The organism is Leptothermofonsia sp. ETS-13, from assembly GCF_049200465.1.
Taxonomy (GTDB): domain Bacteria; phylum Cyanobacteriota; class Cyanobacteriia; order Leptolyngbyales; family Leptolyngbyaceae; genus Leptothermofonsia.
In genome coordinates this window covers 3,936,309-3,955,420 of sequence record NZ_CP120836.1, presented here as the reverse complement: position 1 = coordinate 3,955,420, position 19,112 = coordinate 3,936,309, and the positions used below count along the sequence as shown (strand labels likewise).

18 protein-coding genes and 1 riboswitch are annotated in these 19,112 nt (G+C 50.0%); of the genes, 11 read left to right on the top strand and 7 right to left on the bottom strand.

Features of this window, described 5'->3' with window-relative positions; all coding sequences use genetic code 11:
• Nucleotides 1–209: 209 nt before the first annotated feature.
• The 7 genes from P4D80_RS18025 to P4D80_RS17995 all read left to right on the top strand — a co-directional run bounded on the left by P4D80_RS18025 (nt 210) and on the right by P4D80_RS17995 (nt 5,760).
• On the top strand, nt 210–821 hold the full coding sequence (locus P4D80_RS18025) for a cell division protein SepF (RefSeq protein ID WP_421655389.1): 612 nt from the start codon (nt 210–212) through the stop codon (nt 819–821).
• A gap of 317 nt (nt 822–1,138) precedes the next feature.
• Nucleotides 1,139–1,951 carry a pyrroline-5-carboxylate reductase gene (proC, locus tag P4D80_RS18020; protein WP_421655388.1) on the top strand — a complete coding sequence of 271 codons (813 nt, stop codon included), beginning with the start codon at nt 1,139–1,141 and terminating at the stop codon, nt 1,949–1,951.
• Between the two features lie 358 nt (nt 1,952–2,309).
• Nucleotides 2,310–2,600 carry a hypothetical protein gene (locus P4D80_RS18015; protein WP_421655387.1) on the top strand — a complete coding sequence of 97 codons (291 nt, stop codon included), beginning with the start codon at nt 2,310–2,312 and terminating at the stop codon, nt 2,598–2,600.
• A 62-nt stretch (nt 2,601–2,662) separates the two neighbouring features.
• Nucleotides 2,663–3,160: an FHA domain-containing protein gene (locus tag P4D80_RS18010; protein WP_421655386.1), complete on the top strand. Its 498-nt coding sequence runs from the start codon at nt 2,663–2,665 to the stop codon at nt 3,158–3,160.
• Nucleotides 3,075–4,901 carry an ATP-binding cassette domain-containing protein gene (locus tag P4D80_RS18005; protein WP_421659562.1) on the top strand — a complete coding sequence of 609 codons (1,827 nt, stop codon included), beginning with the start codon at nt 3,075–3,077 and terminating at the stop codon, nt 4,899–4,901. Before P4D80_RS18010 ends, P4D80_RS18005 begins: the two co-directional genes overlap by 86 nt.
• On the top strand, nt 4,873–5,055 hold the full coding sequence (locus P4D80_RS18000; RefSeq protein WP_421655385.1) for a hypothetical protein: 183 nt from the start codon (nt 4,873–4,875) through the stop codon (nt 5,053–5,055). The genes P4D80_RS18005 and P4D80_RS18000 overlap by 29 nt, the downstream gene beginning before the upstream one ends.
• A 210-nt stretch (nt 5,056–5,265) precedes the next feature.
• On the top strand, nt 5,266–5,760 hold the full coding sequence (locus tag P4D80_RS17995; RefSeq protein ID WP_421655384.1) for an SAM-dependent methyltransferase: 495 nt from the start codon (nt 5,266–5,268) through the stop codon (nt 5,758–5,760).
• A gap of 12 nt (nt 5,761–5,772) precedes the next feature.
• Here P4D80_RS17995 and P4D80_RS17990 read toward each other — a convergent pair whose 3' ends face one another.
• From P4D80_RS17990 to P4D80_RS17980, 3 genes are all read right to left on the bottom strand, one after another.
• Nucleotides 5,773–7,305 (bottom strand): glycosyltransferase family 39 protein, encoded by a 1,533-nt coding sequence (locus tag P4D80_RS17990; protein WP_421655383.1) that lies wholly within the window; start codon nt 7,303–7,305, stop codon nt 5,773–5,775.
• A 79-nt stretch (nt 7,306–7,384) separates the two neighbouring features.
• On the bottom strand, nt 7,385–8,398 hold the full coding sequence (locus P4D80_RS17985; protein ID WP_421655382.1) for a glycosyltransferase family 2 protein: 1,014 nt from the start codon (nt 8,396–8,398) through the stop codon (nt 7,385–7,387).
• Nucleotides 8,399–8,470: 72 nt separating this feature from the next.
• A complete protein-coding gene (locus P4D80_RS17980; RefSeq protein ID WP_421655381.1) occupies nt 8,471–9,199 on the bottom strand; it encodes a C40 family peptidase in 729 nt (242 codons plus the stop codon).
• A gap of 743 nt (nt 9,200–9,942) precedes the next feature.
• Here P4D80_RS17980 and P4D80_RS17975 point away from each other — a divergent pair.
• On the top strand, nt 9,943–12,246 hold the full coding sequence (locus P4D80_RS17975; protein WP_421655380.1) for a glycogen debranching N-terminal domain-containing protein: 2,304 nt from the start codon (nt 9,943–9,945) through the stop codon (nt 12,244–12,246).
• A 252-nt stretch (nt 12,247–12,498) separates the two neighbouring features.
• Here the strand turns inward: P4D80_RS17975 and P4D80_RS17970 are convergent, their stop codons facing one another.
• The 4 genes from P4D80_RS17970 to P4D80_RS17955 form a co-directional block, all read right to left on the bottom strand.
• Nucleotides 12,499–13,080: a Uma2 family endonuclease gene (locus P4D80_RS17970; protein WP_421655379.1), complete on the bottom strand. Its 582-nt coding sequence runs from the start codon at nt 13,078–13,080 to the stop codon at nt 12,499–12,501.
• A gap of 65 nt (nt 13,081–13,145) precedes the next feature.
• The gene (locus P4D80_RS17965; protein ID WP_421655378.1) at nt 13,146–14,465 is read right to left on the bottom strand and encodes a YcjF family protein; all 1,320 of its coding nucleotides are present in this window, start codon (nt 14,463–14,465) and stop codon (nt 13,146–13,148) included.
• Between the two features lie 11 nt (nt 14,466–14,476).
• The gene (locus P4D80_RS17960) at nt 14,477–14,797 is read right to left on the bottom strand and encodes a DUF2973 domain-containing protein (protein ID WP_421655377.1); all 321 of its coding nucleotides are present in this window, start codon (nt 14,795–14,797) and stop codon (nt 14,477–14,479) included.
• A gap of 164 nt (nt 14,798–14,961) precedes the next feature.
• Nucleotides 14,962–15,279 carry a DUF2605 domain-containing protein gene (locus tag P4D80_RS17955; protein WP_421655376.1) on the bottom strand — a complete coding sequence of 106 codons (318 nt, stop codon included), beginning with the start codon at nt 15,277–15,279 and terminating at the stop codon, nt 14,962–14,964.
• A 348-nt stretch (nt 15,280–15,627) separates the two neighbouring features.
• Here P4D80_RS17955 and thrS point away from each other — a divergent pair, with 348 nt between their 5' ends.
• The 3 genes from thrS to P4D80_RS17940 all read left to right on the top strand — a co-directional run bounded on the left by thrS (nt 15,628) and on the right by P4D80_RS17940 (nt 18,896).
• Nucleotides 15,628–17,460: a threonine--tRNA ligase gene (thrS, locus tag P4D80_RS17950; protein ID WP_421655375.1), complete on the top strand. Its 1,833-nt coding sequence runs from the start codon at nt 15,628–15,630 to the stop codon at nt 17,458–17,460.
• A 155-nt stretch (nt 17,461–17,615) separates the two neighbouring features.
• Nucleotides 17,616–18,692 carry a DUF3616 domain-containing protein gene (locus P4D80_RS17945; protein ID WP_421655374.1) on the top strand — a complete coding sequence of 359 codons (1,077 nt, stop codon included), beginning with the start codon at nt 17,616–17,618 and terminating at the stop codon, nt 18,690–18,692.
• Nucleotides 18,693–18,698: 6 nt separating this feature from the next.
• On the top strand, nt 18,699–18,896 hold the full coding sequence (locus P4D80_RS17940) for a hypothetical protein (protein WP_421655373.1): 198 nt from the start codon (nt 18,699–18,701) through the stop codon (nt 18,894–18,896).
• Nucleotides 18,897–18,924: 28 nt separating this feature from the next.
• A riboswitch (cobalamin riboswitch) is annotated at nt 18,925–19,106 on the top strand.
• Nucleotides 19,107–19,112: the final 6 nt, after the last annotated feature.

Sequence of the window (19,112 nt, the reverse complement as noted above, 5' to 3'; positions counted from 1 at the left end):
GTATACTAAATTTTCAATTCAGCCAAACCAGGCGAGGCGCCTAATATATTCGCTTGCAGATTGAGCCACTAACGTAAATCGTTTGGCTATCACTACAACCCCTAAAGGCAGTCCTCATCATTTGTACAGTAACGGCTAGTTTGATTCCTGGATTTCTAGCCACCCGCATTGATTCATAACTACACCCTGATCGTGATGGAGCGTGAACAGTGAGCAATCTATTCAATAAACTACGGGACTTCGTTGGCTTTAACGAGCAGATGGATTACGAGTACGAATATGACGAAATGGATGGAGGTGACTACGAGAATCTTTATCAGCAAGAACACGCTCCCCAGCCAATGCCTCAGGCATCCCAGGAAGATGTGCGTGCTCGTCGCAGTCGGTTCCGCGATCGCCCAGCGATGGGTGCAGATGTTGGTATGGGCACCACTCCTGGTATGAGCAATGTGATTGGTATGCCTGGTGCCACCAACGGGATTTCTGAGGTGGTAGTGATGGAGCCTCGTTCCTTTGAAGAAATGCCCCAGGCGATTCAAGCTTTGCGGGAGCGTAAGTCGGTTGTGCTCAATCTCACCATTATGGATCCCGATCAGGCTCAACGAGCGGTGGATTTTGTTGCTGGTGGTACCTATGCGATCGATGGGCATCAAGAACGCATTGGTGAAAGCATTTTCCTGTTCACCCCCAGTTGTGTTCAGGTCAGTACCCAGAACACCACCGGTTTCGATGCTCCGATGCAACAACCTCAAATGCGGATGCCCCGTCAGGCTCCTCCGGCAGCGGCTTGGTCTAATGACCAGATGCGGATGGCGCAATAATCAGTTGTTAGTGATTAGTTGTTAGCTAGAGTGCTAAACCTCTACCCCTTAGGTATGAGAGTTAAATAACTCCGAAAACCTCACCCCGCCTTTGGCGCCCCTCTCCGAGTCGGAGAGGGGAAGGAGGAGGTGTCAATTTGCTCGAAGAATGCGGTGTTATTAAAGCCACAATCCTTAACTGTATTGAGCTGTATTGACATACAGGGTTGTATTTGCAGGGTGCTGTTAGCGATAGCGTAATGCACTAATCAAATGGGAATAACGTCTGGTGTCATTACACCTAGCAATCAACAGCTAATCGCTTCAGGAGACGTTCAGTGTCTGTAAAATTAAGTATTATTGGCGGCGGGGTAATGGGAGAAGCTCTCTTATCCCGTCTTATTTTACAGGGGATCTACGCTCCGCAGGATGTGTTGGTGAGTGAACCCCAACCACAGCGACGGGCGTTTCTAGCAGAGCGGTATCGGGTTCAGGTTACGGCAGACAATCGAGCGGCGATCGCTACGGAAGTGTTGATGCTGGCGATCAAACCTCAAATGTTTGAAGCGGTGGTTGCCGATCTATCCGTTACCGCCCAAACCCTTCCCCCCTTAATCCTTTCCATCCTGGCGGGAATCCCTTTGAGCAGACTGGAAGCTGGGTTTTCTGGACACCCGGTTATTAGAGCAATGCCGAATACCCCGGCCACCATTGGGGTAGGAATAACGGCAATCGCAGCAGGTAGCCATATCCAACCCCACCACCTGAAGTTAGCCCAGCAGATCTTTGCAGCCGTTGGAGAAGTAGTTGAAGTTCCCGAAGCTTTGATGGATGCTGTTACTGGGCTGTCCGGTTCTGGGCCTGGATTTGTTGCAGTCGTGGTTGAAGCGCTGGCGGATGGTGGAGTTGCTGCCGGATTGCCGAGGGCGATCGCAATGAAACTGGCCTTGCAAACGGTCAAAGGTACAGCCCAACTGTTGCAGGAATCGAGTATGCATCCTGGAGAACTGAAAGATCGGGTTACCAGTCCCGGCGGCACAACGATAGCTGGAATTGCTCAGTTAGAACGATCAGGTTTGCGTTCGGCGCTCATTGAAGCGGTACGAGCTGCATCTGTGCGATCGCAGGAACTTGGGCGTTTTAATTCATGATTCCTCACGTTAAGATTAAGCACAGGGGTGTGAATGTGGAACGCTAGCGAAGCAGGTTCTAACCTGTTAGTGCTATTCCGCCAGTTCGCAAAGCATAAGAATTTAACTGATTTCAATCCTCTTGCTTTCCTCCTGCGCCTACCAGTAGGGGGGGAGTTGTTTTTATTACCTACCCCTGCGATCGCTGCTTATAGCCCTGGTACAGCAAAACGAAAGTTTTGTTGGGGAATGCAGGGTTTCCATCCCTGGCTGGAGGCGCAGCCCCCACTCCCCCTTAAATCCAGTGTCCTAAGCAAGCTGGCGAGAACTATAAAAACAGGGTGCAGCACCACTGTCCATGAATTTCTCAGGAGAAACTATGGAACATCTGGCTGTACAACTCATCGTTGCAATTCTCTGTGCGGGCATTGCCAACATTCTGATTCCCCACCGCATTCCCGGTCGTTTTCTGGGATTGATGCTGACCGGATTGACAGGCGTCTGGTTAGGGGAAGTGGTTTTCAAATTCCTCAAAGACCAGTATGGAGTCAGCTCTGACATTCTGCATTGGGGGATTCTGGGAGTACCGCTGATTCCTTCGGTGATTGGTTCAGTGATTGAACTTTACCTTGTGACCACCTTTTTCGGATGGAGACGCTATACCGGCTAGGGCAGTGGGTATGCTGGACGAAGGGCTCGTCTGCCTGTTCTTTTTAGCCCCTAACCGCCCACATGCCTATCTCTGAGCAGAAGACTGTCCTCACTCAACCGTTCCTGGAACTCAATAACCAGGGACACGCCATTCAGCTCTTTCTCACCCAGGAGCAACATTTTCTGGGCCGAGATCCCTATCGCTCAGATTTGCTAGTGCCGAGTGACTGGCAGATCATTTCCGGCTGCCATGCCCTGCTACGGCGCGAAGGGGAAGACTATTGCATCTATGATGGCGATGGTCAAAAGCCCAGCACAAATGGGCTGTTTATTAACCGGACTCGCATCACTCCGGCTAAGGGCTATCCGCTTAAGCATGGAACTGAACTGCGGATTGGGCAAAATCCCCGCAATCAGATTGTGCTGGCCTATCGCAATCCCTTTGGGGCGGAAACGGCAGAGATGCCAGAGAAGCGATCGCTGTCCCTCAAAAATCGATCCGTATTACTGGGGCGCGATCCCCCAAACCACCCTGCAACTGGAAGCACTCATCGTTTCTCGTCGCCATGCCACCATTGAACCCGATGGAACCGGACGCTACATCCTGCGGGATCACAGCACCAATGGAGTGTTTGTTAACAACGTGCGGGTTGACGGCAGTGCTTACCTGAGCGAAGGGTCCAGCGTCCAGATTGGTCCCTTTACCCTGGTTCTACGGGGAGACATCCTGGAGGTGGTAGACCGGGGCAATCAAATTCGCCTGGATGCCTGGGAACTGGTACGGGAAGTGAAAGATCGGCGAAACCAGACTCGCCGCTTACTGGATGAGATTTCGCTGGCAATTGAGCCGGGACAATTTGTGGCTCTGGTGGGTGGCAGTGGTGCGGGTAAATCGACATTGATGAGAACCCTGCTGGGTCTTGATCCCACCGATAAGGGCATCGTGTATTTGAATGGCAATGCCCTGCGCAGCAACTTTGGCATTTACCGTTCTCAGATTGGTTACGTGCCCCAGGACGACATTGTGCATCGGGAATTGACCGTTGCAGAAGTGTTGACCTATGCAGCAAAGTTGCGGCTTCCTGCCGATACTGATATCGATGAGGTGGTTAGCAAAACTCTGGAACAAATTGAAATGGCCGAACGGCGCGATGTGCTGGTCAGTAAGCTGAGTGGGGGTCAGCGCAAACGGGTCAGCATTGGGGTGGAATTGCTGGCCGATCCCAAATTGTTCTTTCTGGATGAACCCACGTCAGGGCTCGATCCGGGGTTGGATAAGAAGATGATGCAACTGCTCCGCAAACTGGCAGACCAGGGGCGAACGGTGATTCTGGTGACCCATGCAACGGCAAACATTACACTCTGCGATCACATCGTTTTCGTGGGTCGTGGCGGGCGGCTCTGCTACTTTGGTCCGCCCACTAAAGCGCTGGAATTTTTTGGCGTTACTTCTGGAGATTTTGCCGATATCTACAACGAATTAGAGCGGGGCGAAATGGTGGTTCGCCATTGGGCAGAAAAGTTTCGCCAATCCGACGACCACTGGTGTTACGTAACCGGACATCTCAGCCCTGGCAATGCCACCCGACAACCACTGCCTGCCTCTCCCAGCAAAGGCACTTCTTTTGTCAAACAGCTCTCCTTACTGACTCAGCGCTATTTCCAACTGATTCTTCGCGATCTGGCAACTCTGGCACTATCTTTGTTGACGGCTCCGATCGCCATCGGTCTGATTACTCTGGCGGTGCGAAACAAAGCCCCCCTGATTCTGGGCGACAAGCCCGACCCCACACTGGCTCCCCTGGCCCTACGAGTGTTGTTTGTATTTACCTGTGCGGCTCTCTGGGTCGGACTTTCCAGTTCACTTCAGGAAATTGTCAAAGAGACGGCAATTTACATGCGGGAGCGATTGATTAACCTAGGGTTGTTTGCCTACCTTGGTTCCAAAACGGTGATTCTAGCTGGGCTGGCACTGGTACAAACGCTGCTGATGGTTGCGGTCATTCTGACGGGCTTTGCCGATCCGAAGCCAGAATTGCTGCCCTGGTCGTTGGGTTTGGGGATTACCACCTTCCTGACGTTGATTGCCTGCATGAGTATGGGGCTGATGATTTCGGCGATTGTCCGCAACAGCACTCAGGCCAATAGTGCCCTTCCTCTGTTGCTGTTACCTCAAATTATTTTTTTCCGGGGTTCTGTTCAAGATGGAAGGCTTTGCCAACAAAATCTCCTGGTTGATGCTGAGCCGCTGGTCCGTGGGAGCCTACGGCAGCCTGGTGAATGTCAACGCCATGGTACCAGAACCGATCTTGCTGCCTGATGGCAGTTTCGTTGCCCAACCCTTGGAGAAAACGGCAGTTTATGACCCAACCTGGCATAACCTCTGGCTCAACTGGGGTATGCTGGGCTTACACGCCATTCTCTATCTTTTCATTACATTCTGGATTCAAAAACAGAAGGATATTTTTAGGTGACAGGGGGAAGGAAGGAGCCAGGTGACAGGTGACAGGAGTTGACTCAGAATTCAAAACCGGGTTTGTCAATTTTTTGGGTAATCTTGGAAAGGGGGCGAGGGAATCAGGGTTTCAAGGAGTCAAAGCCCCGTTTCTGTAACACCCTCCAAAATTCGTTACATCCATCTACTCATCCACCTATTTACTCATTCCCCTCTCTCCCTTAAAAAAATGCAGCGTTTTGACCGTAAGCCAGATATTGGTTATATCCCTACAGAGGCGGAGGCGATCGCAGAGGTGCTGAAGCTGGCAGAGGTGGCAGCATCCGATGTTTTCTATGATTTGGGGTGTGGGGACGGGCGTCTGTTAATTGCAGCGGCACAGCAGTTTGGTACCCGTGGTGTGGGCGTTGACATTGATCCGGAACGCATTCAAAAAGCAAAGGAGGATGCAGCGCGAGCAAGTGTCAGTAATCTTGTGGAGTTTCGCCATCAAGATTTGTTCGAAACGAACTTCAGCGATGCTACTGTGGTGTTTTTGTATCTATTACCCCATCTCAACTTACGTTTACGTCCTCAGTTATTTCGTCAGTTGAAACCAGGTACACGAATCATATCCCGTGATTTCGATATGGGTGAGTGGTTACCAGAGCGATCGCTCCAGCTTCAAACACCGGAAGAACCCAAATTTTACCGATGGACGATTGGTATAACAACGAGCAACTAACAACAAACAACTTCACCTTACCCCTCCCTTCAACTCATACAGATAAGTAAACGCACCGGGCTGCCTGAAGACATCAACCCGTTGACCGATGCGATCGAGGTTGGGTTTGACGAGGGTTTCGTCGATTCTGTCCCCAGAGAAGAGAAACCACACGCGCTGCTTATCTCGGAGATGACTGGATTGGCGCTTGAAGTTTTCCCAGTCCTGTACTGAAAAAGTTGCGAGATTCAGAAAGTTGTTATAACCAGGCACGTAATCTGATTTGGAGTAGCCGTACTTCGGTGCGTAGTATTCAAATGGCAAGATTCCTGAGTCAATATACAGCCCATCTCCCGGCTTCTGATGGGTTTTGATGTACTCGATGACGGGCCGAATCTCATGGACGGTATGGGGGTGAACGAGCAGCTTACCTGAGTTAAGTAGGGGAGGAAACAGTAGCAGGCAAGCCATCACGACACCCGCGATCGCCACATAATTGCGGCGCTGATTCACCTGAGATAGAAGGTAAGCAGTTCCTTCCGCAATGATCAACAGGAAGAAGGGAACGAGAAATAGAATCAGGCGCGAGCGAAAGGGATATTTGTGGAAGTAAGCCGCCACCAGGGTTACAGCGATGGGAGCGATGAGGATGAGAAACTTGTCCCGCTTCTTTCTCCAGAAGGTGATGCAGCCGATGATGAAGGCCGCGATCGCGATCCCATCGGTTTTCCCAAAGAAACCCAACGGTCGATAGAACACCCTGCCCAGGGAATCGAGCAACCAGATGACGTTGAACACCGAGTCGGGGTATTCACCTCCCCAGGCCGTTTGGAGGAATTCATTTTTCATTGCTCTAGCCAGGGTCAAGAAGTAGAGAGAACCAAAACCCACTGCCCAGAGCAGATACACTGGCAAACGGTTGATCAGGATCGCTTTGCGGTTTTTGGCGGGAATAGTCCCCAGATGGGCAAGCTCAAGCCCTGCCAACACAAAGATGGCTGGATGGGAAAACCAGATGGCACAGATGCCCAGCAATCCCAGCAGGAGCGATCGCCTTTTACTGATGATTTGATCGTAGAGAGGAATCAGCAGCAGGCAGAGGAGCAGTGCCACCATCAGGTCACTGGAATACTGCTTAACCTCGGTTGAATAGTAGGTGGGGTACTTCAGGAAGGCGAACAGCGCGAGCGCAATGGGGAGGGCGATGGCAGAGACAGCCCATTTCCCGAATTGATAAAAGGCGATCAACGCAATGATTCCGGCGATGAGTGGAAACAATCGCATGGAATATTCATTGTTTCCAAATAGCTGAATAGCGAGTTTTTCTATCCACAGGAAACCCGGAGGAGCCGCCTGATTATAGTCCAGGGGTTGAAGGAGTTCAAAGTAAGAGCGATTAACCAGATTCAACGCCAGGTAAGACTCATCTCCCCAGAGGGAACGGTTGCTGAAATACTGAACAAGCCGAAGGACAATGCCAACCAGGATGATGAATAGACAGAGATAGCAAAGAGAATCTTTCTGAGACTCCAGCCAGATTTTAATTTCTTTAAGTTGACTCAGCACGTCGTTGATGCACTCTTTGAAAACAACAACTCGGTAAACGCAAAGCTCAGGACCATCGGTTTACTAACCTCTTTACCTCCTACTTCTCTACCTCAGGTTCCACCACCTCGCGTACCCGGTAGATCGGTCGTCCCTGAGATTCATGGTAGGTTCGTATCAGTAGCTCCGCTAGTAAACCAAAGCTAAAGAGTTGAACTCCAGCCAGCAGTAGCACGATACACAAAATCAACAGGGGGCGGTTGCCAATGCTGGCTCCCAGGACAATTTTGAGGAAGGTCAAATGGGCTCCGATCGCTAACCCCAACAGCAAAGAAACTAAACCAAATAACCCAAACACATGCATGGGCTTGGTTAAGAACTTTTGTATAAACCAGATGGTCAGCATGTCCATCATGACTCGAAAGGTTCGCCACAGACCATATTTGCTTCTGCCAAAACGGCGGGCATAATGCCGTACAGGAATTTCTGTAATGCGTGCGCCTTCAATAAAGGCAAGGGCAGGCAGAAAACGATGTAGTTCTCCATAAAGGTTCATATCGGCAAGCAATTCTGCCCGGTATGCCTTCAAAGAACATCCGTAATCATGCAGTTTAACCCCGGTTACTTGCCCAATTAGCCAGTTGGCAATTTTGGAAGGAAGCAGTCGGGTCAGGGCCGCATCCTGTCGTTCTTTGCGCCAACCGCTGACCAGATCAAACCCTTCTTCTAATTTGGCAAGTAATACTGGAATGTCTGCCGGATCGTTTTGCAAATCACCATCCATCGTAACGACGATTTGTCCCCTGGCATGGCTGAAACCGGCTGCCATCGCAGCAGTTTGCCCGTAGTTGCGGCGCAGAATGACAGCTCGCAAATCGGTGCGGCTTTGGGCCAGTTTCTTGAGTAAGTCAGTGGAACCATCGGTAGAGCCATCATCAACAAAGATGATTTCGTAAGAGAGCTGATGATCGCTCAGAGTGTTGGCGATCGCATCAACTAAGGGTGGCAAACTCTCAAACTCATCCCGAATCGGCACAACAACAGAAACGGCTAGTTCATCCACCGACGGAACAATCTGAAATTTGCTTTCTTCTGAGCGCAGAGAAATACTCATTGATTGATGCAGGGGACAACACCGATTCCTTCGCATGAAGAGTTGCACTTCATACGAATGGAAGTAACGTTATCACAAATCGTTAAAGCAGGAGGAGATGTAAGCTGCCATCACCCGTCCTGCACCCCGAATCTGGGCGGCGTATTTCTGACTAGTGAGGTTGTCCCCTCCAGACAGGCAATCAATTCCAATGCCATTGCGCCCCTGATCTTTGCCAGAACTGTGGATGTAGCAATCATCTCCCAGATAAATTCCAACGTGGGTCGCTTTAACGGGAGTTCCAAAGAAAACCAGATCCCCTGGGGAAAGGTCTTCAAGGGCGATCACCTGGACAAAAGCTTCCTGCTGATAAGCGTCACGCGGTAACCAGATCCCTACTGATGCAAAAGCAGTTTGCACCAGTCCTGAGCAATCAAAGTTAGGACCAACAGTACCTCCCCAAAGATACTCATTTGGCTGTGCCATTGCACTTTTAGCGAAGGCGATCGCGTCAGGTACTCTGGCTCGGATTTCGGCTTCTGAAAGCAGTGCAGGCTGATACGGACTACCTGCTACCTCTAACTGCTCCAAATCCCGAACATCCAACCAACCCGGGTAGTCATCCTCGCACAAGCAGACCTTAATTGCCTCATCTGCATCAGTTAGCGACACAACCTTTAAATATCGTCCTGCTGCTGCCTGAGTTGCCAGGCTATCTAAAGCAGAAGAGCTGTAAAGGTTGATATCGGCAGAACAGCGATATTGAGGACCAGAACCCGTACCGGGTGCAAACGTTGTTTGAAGCTGAGCAAAGGATACCACAAGCAATCACTATAGACTTCAATGGCTACGGTCAACAGGCGGCAGGTATCTCCCCATCGCCTGTCGCCTCATACTTATAGCAACTCTCCTTTAAGAGAAGCAAATCTCACCCAGATAGGGTTCAGGTGTATTTCTCATACGGCCAGCAAATGCATACATTCCCTAGCCCCTAACCCTTAGCCCCTTAAAGGGTGTGGCTACTTCACTGAAAAAATCTGTAAGACTTTCTCCAAATTCTTCCAACATTTTCTCCGGATGAGACACAGAGCGAATGAAGAGTGGAATGGTAGATGCACCCTGATTTCGCCCCTGGCTTTTCGTCGGGGGCTTTCCATTTGCGACGACAGGAGGCAGGAGCCAGAGTGGGGAATGGGTAGTAGGGAATAAGCAGGTGAAAAGGGTTTGTCAATTTTTTTGTGGCAATCGTGGAAAGGGAGTCGAGGGAATCAGGGTTTCGAGGAGTCAGAGCCCCGTTTCTAGAACACCCTCGGTGAAAACTCAGAACTCATCCACTCATCCCCCCATCCATCCCTCTCCTCCTCACCTGTAACCCCTAGCACTTAATTCTTTTAAGAAATAGAAAAAGATTCCATTCCTTAATGAATTCCTGGTGAAACCTTTTTCAAAGTGACCTGGACAAATATTGATAATTATGTAGCCTGGAATAGTGTGTTTTCAGAAATCGCCTGCTGCATAGGCTCAAACGCCAGAATTTATCCTGTTACCCGCAACTACATGAAGGAATGACGTTAGAAATTATTGAGATTGAAGGCAAAACATTTGTGCCTGCCGACCAGTTGCCAATTCCAGAATGGAACTCAGTGCTGAGTGAACGCCCTCAGCCAATCCTGACCCTGAAAGATGATGATCTGTTTTTGTTGACAGATACACTTGGCAATATTGGTGGCTCTGTGGGTGAAGATCGCAGTGCCGGTATGGGGTTGTTTTGCAAAGACACCCGCTTTCTGAGCCGCCTAGAATTGCAGATTGAGGGGCGATCGCCCATTCTTCTCAGCAGCACTGCTGACAAAGGCTTTATCCTGTCCGTTCTGTGTACTAACCCCCACATCGACGATCGCATCAAAGCAGAATCAATAGGGATCAAACGAGAGCTAGTCTTAAATGGGGGGTTGTTTGAGGAAATTGAAATCTCGAACTACAGCACCAGCGCTGTTACCTTTGAACTGAGTCTTAGTTTCGATGCAGATTTCATTGACTTGTTTGAAGTTCGTGGATTTAGCCGAGAAAAGCGCGGACGGCTCCTTCGCTTATTACCGCCTCAGGAGGAGGAGACTAAAAGCTGGGAGGAAGAATTTGCAGAGGGGGTAGAAGAAACGGAGAAAGTTGACTACGAAGCAGATTTCTCCCCGAACCCTCCACCCCCCGCTGAATTAATTCTTGCCTACCAGGGATTAGATGGGGCGTTATTAGAAGCGCGAATTCAATTTGCCCATCACCAGCCTGACTTTTTCAAAGGGAATACAGCAATCTGGCAACTTCACCTGGAATCCCACGAAACTCAAACCCTGGGTTATCGCCTTCAGATGCTCAACAATGGTCGATCTGCTTCAACCGTCAGTGCCCCATCAACTCTGGCTCAGGCAAAGGCCGCAGAATTGATGGAAGAGCAAACCTGGCGGCAGCAGGTCACCCGAATTCGCTCCGACAAAAATACTTTTAATCAGATTATCGAACGAGCCGAGCAAGACATTTACCTGCTACGACAGTCTTTTGGTAAAGGCAAAGCCCTCTCAGCAGGGGTTCCCTGGTTCTCCACTTTGTTTGGGCGGGACTCCATCATCGCAGCTTCCCAGGTGTTGATGCTGGATCCGCAGATTGCCCGGGAAACGCTTTATATTCTGGCCCATTACCAGGGCAAAACGGATGACGAGTGGCGGGATGAACAACCCGGCAAGATTCTGCATGAGATTCGCTTTGGTGAAATGGCCCGCTGTCAGGAAATTCCCCATACGCCTTATTACGGCACCGTCGATGCCACGCCCCTCTGGCTAATGCTCTATGCTGAGTACTTTGCCTGGACAGCAGACTACGAAACCTTAGAAAATCTCTGGGATAATGCGCTGGCCGCAATGGGCTGGATCGATCGCAACATGAAACGAACAGGCTACCTCAGCTACTTCCGTAAATCGAGCCGGGGGCTGGATAATCAGGGTTGGAAAGATTCAGGAGATTGTATCGTCAACCGCAGAGGACAGTTAGCGCACGGTGATATTTCTCTCTGTGAAGTGCAGGCTTACGTCTATGCTGCCAAGGTCCGCCTGGCACAGATTGCCCGGATGAAGAAGCGCATTGACCTAGCCGACCGATGGGAGGAGGAAGCGAGAGATTTGAGGGTGCGCTTTAACCGGGACTTCTGGATGGAAGATCAGGACTTTTGTGCCCTGGCACTGGATGGTGAAGGAAAACCCGTCGATAGTATTACCTCCAATCCGGGACACTGTCTCAACCTGGGTATTTTTACTCCAGAGAAGGCGTATAGTGTTGCAGAGCGGCTGCGGGCACCGGATATGTTCAATGGGTGGGGAATTCGGACCTTGAGTAGCCTTTCTCCTGCCTATAATCCGATGGGTTACCACACTGGTTCCGTATGGCCCCATGACAATGCCATCACGGCGATGGGGTTGCGATCGCTCGGCCTCATCGATCAGGCTCTGGAACTGGCTCAGGGTATCCTCGATATGACGAAGCGCCAGCCCTACCATCGACCTCCGGAACTCTTCTGTGGCTTCAACCGAACCGATGACAATGACCCTGTCCAATACCCGGTTGCCTGCACACCTCAGGCATGGGCGACGGGTAGCGTCTTTCAACTTCTGCACATGATGGTGAATCTGGTACCGGATGTGCCCAGTAACACACTGCGCATCATCGACCCAGCCCTGCCAGAAACGATCAACTATCTGTCTTTGCAAAACCTGCGGGTTGGCCCCACCCTATTGGATCTGGAGTTTGAACGCTCTGGCTCTACAACCGCCTGCCGGGTTTCCAAGAAGCGAGGCAATTTGCGAGTCATCATTGAGGCGTAGCTATAGCGGGTACTGCTATAGCGATCCTATCTGTCCTATCTGATTGTGAAAAGGGATTCCCGCGGAATCCCTTTTCAAACAGCCCTTTCATTTCACAAACCCAGCCCTTTCATTTCACAAACCATTTAAGACTGCTTATATAGCGATAGCCACCAGGCTTAGGACGGGGTGCAGGGGTGGAACCCATGGCTAGGGGCTTCGTCTCCACACTCCATTAAGGCCAATGTCCTAAGCAACCTGGCGACGGCTATATCACTGCTTAGAAGGCATCAGATCTGGAACATCTTCGTACAGGGCTGCCATTTCACAGCGAAAGCCGATGCTGGCAAATTCAACTGTGTCAGCCATTCCGAAGGGATGCAGTACCCATTGTCCCTCTGGATTGCGACGGAAACATTCCACACTCATTCGCTCCTGGCTCACTAATACGTATTCCTGAAGTGATTCCAGCAGGCGGTAATCCGCAAACTTTCCCCCGCGGTCAAACGCTTCTGTACTCGGCGATAGGACTTCAATAATCAGACAGGGATACTGTTTGAAATACTGCAGCTTTCTATCCCGCTCGTCACAGGTCACCATAGCTTTGGGGTAGTAGTAGACGTTGGCTAGCTCGATATACACTTTCATATTGCCGGTATAAGCCCGACAACCACTACCCCGGAGATGGTTTTTTAACAGAGTTAGCAAGTTTAGTGAAATGGCATCATGGGCATCGCTCCCGCCTGCCATTCCGTAAATCTCGCCACGAATATACTCGTGCTTAATGGGGCTTTGCTCTTCGCTCTTAAGATAGTCCTCTGGGGAGGTATAAATCCCACTTTTGCTGACAACCATTTGAGCTCTTGGGTAGAGGTGACTGCTCTATTATGCGATCGCTAGTCATCTTGCAGTTCGTAAGTTCATTCACCTTTTCGCCTAAAGCGTTCCTTGCCAGCTTCAAAGGCTTCCTTCATCGCTTCCTGAATCCGTTTCGCATCAGGTTTTATACCCCCCATCAAGTCACCAAAGTAGACGCAGGCCGTTTCACCCAGAGCCCAGGTATAGGCAAAGGCCCAGGATGCCGCAATCACACTGCCAAAACCAGGGATGAATTTGATTAACTCACGTCCGATCGCCTGGGCCAGGAACCCACCGGCGATCGCGCTCACAATCCCTCCAGCTTGAGAAGGGGTCAACGTTTGCCCGTAAAGTTGGCCCAGCAACCCCACCAGGGACACCTGTAATGCAGTGAGAACTGGCATCGTTGAAAAAGGTAAGGGAACCGCCGCCAGGGTTGCAGCCATAATAGCAAAGGGCAGAATGTAACGTCTTCCCGCATCCCGATAGAGATTGCCAAGCTGCTGCCCGACATCACTGTCTAACAGTTGATAGACGGCTTTGGCTTCGGCTTCTGGCAGTAAATCTGCCAATGTGTTCACCAACTCCTCCAGACCGTAGAAGACTGGATTAAAACCATCTTCCTCCAGGGTGAAATCAATCATCACAGCCCGGTCGTACAATCCCGTAAAGGTTTGCTGAATCGCTGCAAAGGCCCGTTGTAGATCGGCAAATTCTGGCGGGTAAGGAGGATGATCCATTACCTTTGGTGGGTAAACTTCATGCAGACAGGTCACTGCCAGAAGGCAAGGAACCTCTGGGTGCTGCTTCCGGATTTGTTGAGCAATCTGCCGCAGGGTATCGGTTGCAAAATCGTTGATTTTCAAAGTCAGGATCAAAACTCGTGCCCGCTGACTCTCCTGTTCCATTGCACCTAGGAGTTCCTGGATGACTGTAGCCGTATCCTGAGTAGGGTCGGCCAGTCCAACTGTATCGGTAAATATCAGCAATGGCAAGTTATCCGTTGGGTAGCTGTATCGCTGAGTGTGCTGCGTATGGGGACGAAAACCCTGTCCGACAATTTCAGCAGATATCCCCGTCAGCCCCCGAACAATCGAACTTTTTCCTGCCTGCGGTTTTCCAATCAGCCATGCCTCAGTTGTGGGTAGTTCTGCCCTGACTTTTTCAAGAATTTCAGCAACCTTGGCTTCGCTGACACTGAACCAGGAGGTTAAACTTTGCACAAACCATCGAAAAGGTGCAAACCGTTGCCATCCACTCGTAGCATCACCCAACCAATCCGGCAATCCATCCATCATTCCCGCCTGAACCAGAGAAGAACGGTTTGACTCATCGGATTGTTGAGAAGCGTCTGAAGGGCGGGCTTCAGATGATTCAGGCATGGTGCAGAGGGCTAAACATCGTCACGAGAATCAGTGCTGGAGCCTGGAGAAGATTCATAAAGCGCGTCTAGCTGTTCACGTGCATCTTCCACACTCATGGAGCGCATCACCAGCAAGGGTTCATTGATGACATTTCCAGTGGAGTCAAGCAACTCCGGATGGGGAATAGGTTCTTGCCGGGAACTGGAGCCAGCTTGTGAGACACCAGGAGACCATCCCCTGGAAGCACGTTGGGACTCCACTCCTAAGGTCATTAAATTGCGAATCAAATTACCAACTGCTAATAACGCGAGGACGGTAAACGCAAGAATGTAAAGTAAGTGTAGTAACATAACGCTTCCCTCTGGCTCAGACAGCGTGATGCTGAAAGTTGAAACAGTATTTTTTCAAAGCACGAAGAGCGAACAACGAATTAATCGTCTAACTGACAGATTTGGCTTGAATCGAATTTACACTATCTAGTCTCGCAAATTTTTGGAAAATTCTGAATCCCGTTTCAGGCAGACTGTCCCAATCGAAAACGGACAGCAATCTGCCAGCATTCAGTCACCAGACGGTGCCAGGGAGCCATCATGGAGGCTTCAATACCGACCTGACCATTGGTTGCCTTAAACAGCATCTGGGTCGTGCTCACTTCTTTCTGAGCCGTCACCACTCGGTCTAGAAGGTCTGCCTGTTCTTCGGGACTAAGGAAGGGAATTTTTTCCGTTTCAAGAAACTGGCGAGATCGCCCAAACCAGTACTGAAAGTCATCCAGCAATGGCTCCAGAAGCGATTTTAGAAGATCTGAATCGGGAGGGTTGGGACTAAACATAAGAAATGAACTCTCGATGCCTTAAATCTAAGATTCTTCTGAAAATATCTTAGCGTCTTTTAAGAATTGAAACAAAAATCTACATTTCTTCGCGATCGATTCAAGCCATCGGTGTGCAGGTGGAATCAGTAAGATAGAGATTGTAGATCTAGAAAACGATTGGATTTTTCAAATTTCATGTCTTTTCAGGCATACAGGATGAGTTTAAGAAGTCATGGCTCTCAGCGATCGCGAAGCTGGGTTGCAACAACTGGACAGGAGCGAACTATCTAGGGGCGAACACACGCCCCTGAGAGGCTCATACCCCTTCATTTCGCTCCGTCTGTTGTTGTTTATCGAGTAAAGTTTATGCCTGGTAAAGAATCTGCAGCAAATCAACCTGATCCATCTGAAAAGATCCATCTTCCCAAAACCAGTGAATCAGAGTCATTAAAGAAGATCCGCCATACCACTTCCCACATCATGGCAATGGCGGTTCAAAAGCTATTTCCAAAGGCGCAAGTCACGATCGGCCCCTGGATTGAAAACGGCTTCTATTATGACTTTGACAATCCTGAGCCGTTCACCGAAAAGGACTTGAAAGCGATTCGCAAGGAGATGGTTAAGATCATCAACCGGAAACTGCCCGTGATTCGCGAAGAGGTGAGCCGGGAAGAAGCCGAATGCCGCATTAAGGCCATCAATGAACCTTACAAGCTGGAAATTCTGGCGGATATCCAGGGCGATCCAATCACGATCTATCATCTGGGCGACCAGTGGTGGGATCTGTGCGCGGGTCCGCATGTGGAGAATACGGCAGATATTCATCCCGATGCGTTTGATCTGGAAAGTGTCGCAGGGGCTTACTGGCGCGGGGATGAAAACAGGGCCCAGCTCCAGCGTATCTATGGCACTGCCTGGGAGTCGCCGGAGCAACTGGCTGAGTACAAACGCCGCAAGGAAGAAGCCCTCCGCCGTGATCACCGCAAGCTGGGCAAAGAGTTAGGGCTGTTTATCTTTGCCGATCCGGTAGGCCCCGGTTTGCCCCTGTGGACTCCGAAGGGAACGGTGGTGCGATCGCTCCTGGAAGACTTTCTCAAACAGGAACAACTCAAACGCGGCTATCTGCCAGTCGTGACCCCCCACATTGCACGGGTGGATCTGTTCAAAATTTCCGGGCACTGGCAGAAGTACAAGGAAGATATGTTCCCCATGATGGCAGAGGATGAAGAGTCTGAGCAGCATGAGCAGGGCTTCGTACTCAAACCTATGAACTGCCCCTTCCACATCCAGATCTACAAGAGCGAACTCCGCTCCTATCGGGATTTGCCAATGCGATTGGCCGAGTTTGGCACCGTCTACCGATTTGAGCAGTCCGGGGAACTGGGTGGTTTAACTCGCGTGCGCGGCTTCACCGTAGATGATTCTCACCTGTTTGTCACGCCGGAGCAGCTCGATCAGGAGTTTTTGAACGTTGTGGATCTGATCCTGTCGGTGTTCAAGAGTCTGCAACTGAAAAACTTCCGGGCACGGCTCAGTTTCCGCGATCCCGACTCCGATAAATACATCGGTTCCGATGAAGCCTGGGATAAAGCACAGAGCGCCATTCGTCGGGCAGTGGAAGCGCTTGGTTTACCCCACTTTGAAGGAATTGGGGAAGCGGCTTTCTACGGGCCAAAGCTGGATTTCATCTTCCAGGATGTGCTGGATCGGGAGTGGCAGCTTGGTACTGTGCAGGTAGATTACAACCTGCCAGAGCGGTTTGAACTGGAATACGTGGCAGAGGATGGTACCCGCAAACGTCCGGTAATGATTCATCGGGCACCCTTTGGCTCCCTGGAACGCCTGATTGGGATTTTGATTGAGGAATACGCGGGGGACTTTCCACTATGGTTAGCCCCAACCCAGGCGCGGCTCTTACCCGTAGCAGAAGAGTTTTTGCCCTATGCAAAACAGGTGGTTAAGCAGATGCAGGCATTGGGACTGCGGGCAGAGGTGGATACCAGTGGCGATCGCCTCGGCAAACTGATCCGCAATGCAGAGAAGGACAAAATTCCTGTTATGGCCATCATCGGTGCCAAAGAAGTAGAATCCAACTCCCTCAGCATCCGTACTCGCGCCTCCGGTGAACTGGGCGTAATCCCGGTTTCTGAAGTGTTGGAACGGCTCAAGCACACCAATGAAACTCATGGGTACTTCTGAGGAGGGGGGGGAAGGGAATTTTTGTTAAGTGAGGAGAGAGGGGTAAGGGAGTGATAGAGTAACGGGGTGATAGACTCCATCACTCCTTGACTCCATCACTCCCCACCCATCCCCCCATCTACCCATCCCCCCATCCACCCCCCTGGAGCATCTCCATGCCAGTTCCTTTTTTGCTAAGTCGAGTGTTGTTGCGTTTTGCTGAAGAGTCAGAGGATTTGCTGGGGGAGCTTTCAGCCGTTGTCAGGACACCGGATGGCAATCTCTGGTTGGGTTCTGATGAACTGAATACAATTGAACGGCTATCTCCAATTGAGCCTTATATTTTTGGCAAGCATCAACCGTTCAAGGTGGGGGATTTTGTCCCTTTGCTGAATCAGGAGGATGAAATTGACATTGAAGGTATTGATTATTCCGATTCCTATCTGTGGATAGCGGGTTCTCACAGCTTAAAGAGGAAGAAGCCTAAGGGAAAAAATTCAGATAAAGATATCCGCCGACTCGCCGAGATCCAGCGAGAACTAAACCGTTATTTAATTGCCAGAATTCCAGTTATTGAGGGTGAACTATACAAAACTTGTCCCCATCCCAGGGATCCAGATCGGGAATTGACGGCTGCCTATCTTCAGAGAACAGAAGAAAGCAATCAGTTGATTGATGTTTTGAAAGAAGATGAACATCTGGGTCCCTACCTTTCAATGCCGATTCCTGGTAAAGAAAATGGTTTTGATATTGAAGGTTTGGCAGTTTACAAAGACAGGTTGTTCTTAGGATTACGGGGACCTGTTTTACAGAGTTGGTCAGTCATTTTAGAGATTGAAGTGAAGGAATTGGAGCTGGGAGTGTTAACTTTAAAGACTCTTGGAAAGGATGGGAAGAAATATATCAAGCACTTTCTTGAACTGAACGGATTGGGTATTCGGGAACTTTGCTTTTGTGGGGATGATTTAATTATTTTGGCAGGCCCTACGATGCAATTAGAAGGGGAGATGCGTTTATTTCGGTTGAAAAAAGTGCTGGAGCGATCGCACGACTCGTTAATTTGGGAAACGTCCAATCATTTAGAAGTTTTGTTTGATTTGCCTTTCACAATTGGGAGTGATCATGCTGAAGGGTTATCACTTTTTCCATGTTTAGGGCAGCAAAATGCGCTCATGGTAGTTTACGATTTACCTGATGAAAGGAGAAGAATCGCACCCAATGCTGTCTTTGCCGATGTTTTTCTTTTGGAATGAAAAGTAATGGATGCCCACGAAAAGCTGAAAAAGGTTGAAACAGCAGCTCTAGAAGAGGCGATCGCCAAGATCGTCTCAGAAGCAACCGGATGGCAATATTCCTGCACCATTTCTGAGATTGAATATGGCGAGCTGGGACGGGCTCAGTTAAAACTGACCCTGGAAACCTCAGAATGGCTGAGTGCAAACCTGAAGCAGGATTAAGACGTTTGCGATCGCAACCTTGAGCTAGAATCACAAAGCGACTTCAGATTGTCTGGGGGATCAGCCCAGGCAGGGTCAAGTTGACCTGGGGAAAGTTCGGTGTAAATCCGACACTGTGCCGCAACTGTGAAGGGAATTCACATTGAACCATATCAATGTCCAATGGTGAATTTCCCAAGTCAGGATGCCTATCTGAAGCACCCTGTACCGTAATGC